Origin of the sequence: Zoogloea sp. (assembly GCF_028693495.1) — a bacterium.
In the GTDB taxonomy this organism is placed as follows: Bacteria; Pseudomonadota; Gammaproteobacteria; order Burkholderiales; family Rhodocyclaceae; genus Zoogloea.
This window is the reverse complement of record NZ_JAQUVG010000094.1, coordinates 8,077-13,575: the sequence shown is the minus strand read 5'-3', so window position 1 is coordinate 13,575 and position 5,499 is coordinate 8,077. Positions and strand designations below refer to the sequence as shown.

Annotated in this window: 2 protein-coding genes; both read left to right on the top strand. The window is 68.2% G+C overall.

The genetic code is table 11. The features are described from left to right. Positions 1–265 precede the first annotated feature (265 nt). Positions 266–2,011 carry a DUF4062 domain-containing protein gene (locus tag PHD22_RS13800; RefSeq protein WP_299867962.1) on the top strand — a complete coding sequence of 582 codons (1,746 nt, stop codon included), beginning with the start codon at positions 266–268 and terminating at the stop codon, positions 2,009–2,011. 3 nt (positions 2,012–2,014) lie between these two features. Further along, positions 2,015–5,499, top strand: a 3,485-nt coding sequence (locus PHD22_RS13795) for a TIR domain-containing protein (protein ID WP_299867959.1), incomplete at its 3' end; no start/stop codon positions are given.

Here is a 5,499-nt window from a genome sequence, read left to right as displayed (position 1 = left end):
AGACACCGGCCGGCAAGCTGCCGGAAATCCGGGTGATCGGCACGCTCAAGGAAGGCATCACGGTGTTCGGCGGCAGCGAGGGCGGGGTCCCCCTCACCCGCTGAACAGCCTGCAGCCTCCCATCAGGCCACCTGGACGGAGTTTTCTTTCCTGCAGGAGATGGGGGCGGACCGGAGCAATACCGGCCTTCCCGGCTCCCCTTGGGCATCAACCGGATTCTGGACGGTGGCCTGTGCTATTTTGGAAATGACAGTGCAACGCCGGCATGCCAATCCCATTCGAGGACAGCGCCATGAGCCAGCAGGTCTACCTTTCCTCCACCCTTGCCGATCTGGCCGCCTACCGGGACGCTGCCCTCAAGGCTCTGGTCAAGCTGGGCTACCGGGTCAAGGACAGCTATCGGGCCTCTGCCGAACCGCCGGTAGACCAGTGCCTGGCGGACGTGCGTGGCGCCGACATCTACCTGGGCCTGTTTGCCGGACGTTACGGTGCCTGCCCCGACGGCTACGGGGGCAAGTCCATCACCGAGCTGGAGTACCGCCAGGCCCTGACCACCGGAAAACCCTGCTACATCTTCATCCGCCCCCTTGAAGAGATCACCGGCAAGGATCTGGATTCCGTACAGGGCAAGCTGGAGTCCCATCAGAAGCTCCTCGCCCTGCGGGACGAACTGACCACCGGCCACGCCGCCGCCACCTGTGCCTTCTTCTCCGACCCCACCGACCTGGCCCTCAAGATCACCCAGGCCCTGCCCCGGGTCGAGGATGACCCTCTCTCCCCCCGCCGGGGCGGGATCTTCAACGAAACCGCCCCCCATCCCGGGCAGCTCAGCAGCGGACTGCTGATCGTCGGCATCCGGGGCTGTGCCGACCAGACCGTGGAAACCCTGCGTCAGGCGCTGCCCCCCGACTGGCAGGCCACTACCGCCCTGGTGTCGCCCGAATCCTTCAGCGACGGCCAGGAACGCCTGGCCCTCGACCGGAGCCTGTCCCGGGCACGCTGCGTGGCCCTGCATCTCACCCCCGCCGGCCTGGCCCGCCTGACCGAGAATCCGGGCAGCGGGGCCGGCCTGAGCCGCATGCTGGCCGCCCGCCTGGGCAGCTACAGCGTGCTGTTGGAGGCCCTGCCGGCCGCGGGCATCCCCCAGGACTGGCCCGCACCGGCCGCTACGTTCCCGGTGGGCGACTGGCTGGCGGACGGCAGCGGAGCCATCGGAGGGGAGCTGGCCAGACTGGTTCAGGCCTTCCCCCTGGCGACCCCCGGTCACCGGGACGTGACCAATCCCCGGCTGGTGGGGCTGGCCTATTCGGTCCTGGCCATGACCCGCGCAGAAGCCGAACAGATTGCCGCCAATCCGGAGCTCATCCGTGACGAGCTGGGCCGCAAACCCTTCGAGTTCTTCCAGTCCGTGGTGGGCAGCCTGACCCGCTGGGTAGACCGCTACGGCCCCTGCCGCCACGACTGGCAGCCCTTCGGCAACGGCAGCGTGCGCCAACTCCTCGACGACGTGGTGCGGACCATCAACGAACAGCGGGTCGTCGCGAAACGGGATCAGAGCGCCCTGCTGGGCAACCACATCCGGCTCCGCTATTACCCCTTCGAGCCTGAAGCCTTTGCCACCGATACCCCCGACTGGCCCCTGCTGGAGGCCATGCGCGGCCGCGGCTGTCTGGTCCTGGTGGATGAGCTGTCCACCCTGCACCCGACCCTGGCCGGCAAGGGCAACCTCTTCCTGTCCGACCCGGCAGTCACGGTGGCCACCCTGTCGGGCGTAGACCCGGCCGTCTTCAGCCTGGACGCCCTGATCGACAGTCCCCAGAAGATCGACGTGCTGGTAGACCGCTTCGCCAACAAGCTTGACCCCCGCTGCGAACTGGCCATCAACAACCGGGCCCGGGTGCGTCGCTGGCTGCGTCTGTCCCTGCCGGAAACCCTGGCCGGGGCAGAAGCCCAGGGGGCCGATCCGAACCGGCGGGAGGAATTCCGTCGCACCCTGGCCGGGGGCATCTAAACCGTGACCAGCTTCTTCACCTTCTACTCCTTCAAGGGTGGCGTAGGTCGCTCCATGGCCCTGGCCAACGTGGCTGACATCCTGGCCCGCCGGGGGCTGCGGGTACTGGCCATCGACTTCGACCTGGAAGCCCCGGGCCTCGAACGCTACTTTCAGGTGGAACGTAGCGCTGCCCTTGCCAGCCGTGGGCTGATCGACCTGCTCCAGAGCTTCAAGAAAAGCCTGGCAGGAACTGCCCCCCTGGATGAATCCGCCGAATTCCGCCAGCTCGAACAGTTCATCTTCCCGATCTACCAGCGCCCCCTGCCCAACGGCGGCGAACTGCACCTGCTGACCGCCGGCCAGCGGGAGCCCGTCGCCCAATACCGCCAGTACGCGCTCGCCGTGCGTACCTTCGACTGGCAGGATTTCTACGACAACTGGGAAGGGCGGGCCTTTTTCGAATGGCTGCGCAGCCAGCTGGCCCAGCCCCAGCCTCCCCGTCAGCCCTACGACGTGGTGCTGGTAGACTCACGTACCGGGGTCACCGAAATGGGCGGGGTGTGCACCTACCTGCTCGCCGATGGCATCGTGATGCTCTGCGCCGCCAACCATCAGAACGTGGAAGGCACCCGTGAGGTCGCCCGGGATTTCCGCTCCGACACGGTCACCCGCCTGCGCGACGGACGGCCACTCGACCTGGTGGTGGTGCCGGCCAGGATCGAGCAACGGGACGACGCCCTGCTGGACAAGTTCTTCAAGCGTTTCGACAGTTTCTTCCTGGACGAGGAGCCCGCCGCCTTCAATGAAGCGGGGCTGTCCTTCCGCGACCTGACCCTGCCCTACCAGCCCGAGTTTGCGTTCGAGGAAATCGTGGTCAGCGACCCGGAGCGCCGGGAGGGCCGGCGACGCATCGGCGGCGCCTTCGAACTGCTGGCGGATGCCCTGACCCTGCTGGCCCGCCCCGACACCTCCCTCGCCCGGGGTCAGCAGGAGGCCCTCCAGGCAATCCGCAACGCCTTGGCGGAGTCACCGGACAACGCTCCCCGGGCCGTTGCGGAGACCCGCTTCGACCCGACCCTCCGGTTCGCCGGCTACGATGTCTTCCTGTCGGCCGGAGAGGCTGACCAGCCGGTGGCCCGGGCCCTGTCTGCCGAGCTGGAACAGGCGGGTTTCAGCGTTTTCCTGGATCCTTCTCCCCTTACGCCAGGCATCCAGATTGCGGAAGCCACCACCCTTGCCCTGCACCACAGCCGGAACCTGCTGGTGTGTGCCGGGGGACGTGGCGTCTCCATCTGGCAGAAGCGGGAGATCGAGCTGGCCCGCAGCTCCAATCAACCGATCCGCATCCTGCCGATCCTGCTGCCGGGCGCCGAGGAGGACATTTTCTCCCTGTCCCTGCGCGGAGTGGCCGACATGCAGGTGGAAGACCTGCGCCACTGGCCCGACGATACCGCCGCCCTGGCCCACCTGGTGAACAGCCTGCACAGTAAAGCCGTCTGGGCCACGGAGGCGGATACCAGCGCAACGCCTGCCGCCAACCCCTATGTGGCCCTCGACGCCTATGACGAAGGGCGGGTCAACCTGATCGAACTCCCCCCGGATCTGGCGGCCACCCTCGCCGGGCATCTGCGCCAGAGCGGACTGTGCCTGTTTAACGGCGCCACCGGGGTCGGCAAGGGCTCCCTCGTGGCCGCGCTGGTGGCCCTGCTGCGCGAGGAAGGGCTGCAGCCCGGCCTGTCCCTGAGCGTCCGCCGCCTGCGCGGGGACGACCTTGCCGGCCTCGCGGCCCTGCCGGCCGCCGTCCCGGGCGAACTGCTGATCATTGAGGACTGGGACCACATCCCGGGCGCCCTGCAGCTACCCGTGGAGGCCGGCCAGCCCCTGTGGCCGGACACCCTCCTGTCCAGGCTGGCCGAAGCCCGCCCCGAAAGCCCGGTGCTGCTCACCGGGCACGACCTGCCCCTGCTCGCCTGGCGCCAGGGCGGCTCCCCCCATGCCGCCCTGTGGGCACGTCTGGCCCCGGTAAGCTGCGTACTCGCCCCCCCCGATGGCACAACCGTACGGCGAGCCATCGAAACCCCCGCCGTGCGCAGTGGCTTCGCCTTCGAACCCGGCCTCCTCGACCGGATCACCCAGGATGCAGGTACCGGCCCAGGTGCCCTGCCCGCCGCCCAGATGGTCCTGGCCCGCCTGTGGCCTCAGGCGGTACGTGGCTTTCTGACCAACGCTGCCTACGACGCCTGCGGCGGAGTGGCCCGGGTCTTCGGACAACACCTGGAGATCCGCCTCGCCCTGCTCGACCCTCACCTGCGCCTCCCAGTGGAAGCCATCCTGCTGCGCCTGGCCATTGCCCGGGACGACCACCAGACCGGCTGGCAGAGCGTCGCCTGGGAAACCCTGCGGACCCAGCCCGCCCTCGCCGAACGGGGTCCCGCAGCGCTGCTCTGGCTGATCCGGGAGCGTCTGGTCAATGCCTGCCGGTTGAATCCCGGGCACCTGGACATCAGCCTGCTGCTGCCGATTCTCCCCAATGCCGGCAGCCCGCTTCAGGACCTGGTGGACGCCCACCGGGATGTTCTCCGCGAGCGGCGCCGGCTAGACGCAGGCATCACCGCCTGGGAGGTCCGGGGGCGCACACCGGACGCCCTTCCCGCCGGCTACCGGCTCGACGAAGCCCTGCGCCTGCAGGCGGAGTGGGCGCCCCACCTGAACGAGACCGAACGGGAATTCATCACCCTTGGCAGCAAGCGTGCCAGCAGCCGGCGCCAGAGGGTGCTCTACGTGGTGGGCGGCCTGCTGACCCTGGCCGTCACAGGCTGGCTGACCAGCCTGATGAAGGTCCAGGAAAAGGAAATCAGTGACGAGAACCTCCGGAGCACACGCAAGGAACTGCAGGAACTGGAAGCTGCGGCCACCCTGGTCCAGCAGAAACTTGCACCCACCGCGCCCTCCGGCATGAACCTCGCCCAATTTGCAGGCACCCGGATCTATCCTCACTACCGGGCCGCCACCGACCGGGAAGCGATGGCAGCCATCTCCCTGCTGCTGCGGGGCATGGGGGTGCGACTGGAGCCCGCGGAGCTCAAGACCGGCATCCCGACCTGCGGTGAGGTCCGCTTCTTCCACCCGGATGACGCCACCCGGGCCGAGGCCTTGAGCGAACTGGTGGCCCGCCAGTTGCGCACCCTGGACTACGACTTCAGGCCCTCACTGATCGACCTGTCCCAGAGCCGCATGGCCCGTAATGCCCCCGGCCAACTGGAACTGTGGCTTCCACCCTTGACCAGCCTGGCTCCGCTCGAATCCCTGCCCAGCCTCAACCCCAGCGACGACGCTGAGTTGCGTCCGGTCCCCGGCAGTTGCTCGATCCAGGGCTCCACCCCCGAAGAGCGCCAGGCCCAGGCCCGTCAGCTGGGTGTTCCCTACATCAAGCTCTATGAATCCGAAGAGGCCCGGCAGCTGCGCTGGGTGGACGGCTTCCTGAGGTATCGCTTCGAGGTGACCCA

Coding starts and splice junctions, on each gene's coding strand:
- PHD22_RS13800 (WP_299867962.1), top strand. CDS start 266: ATGCCAATCCCATTCGAGGACAGCGCCATGAGCCAGCAGGTCTACCTT.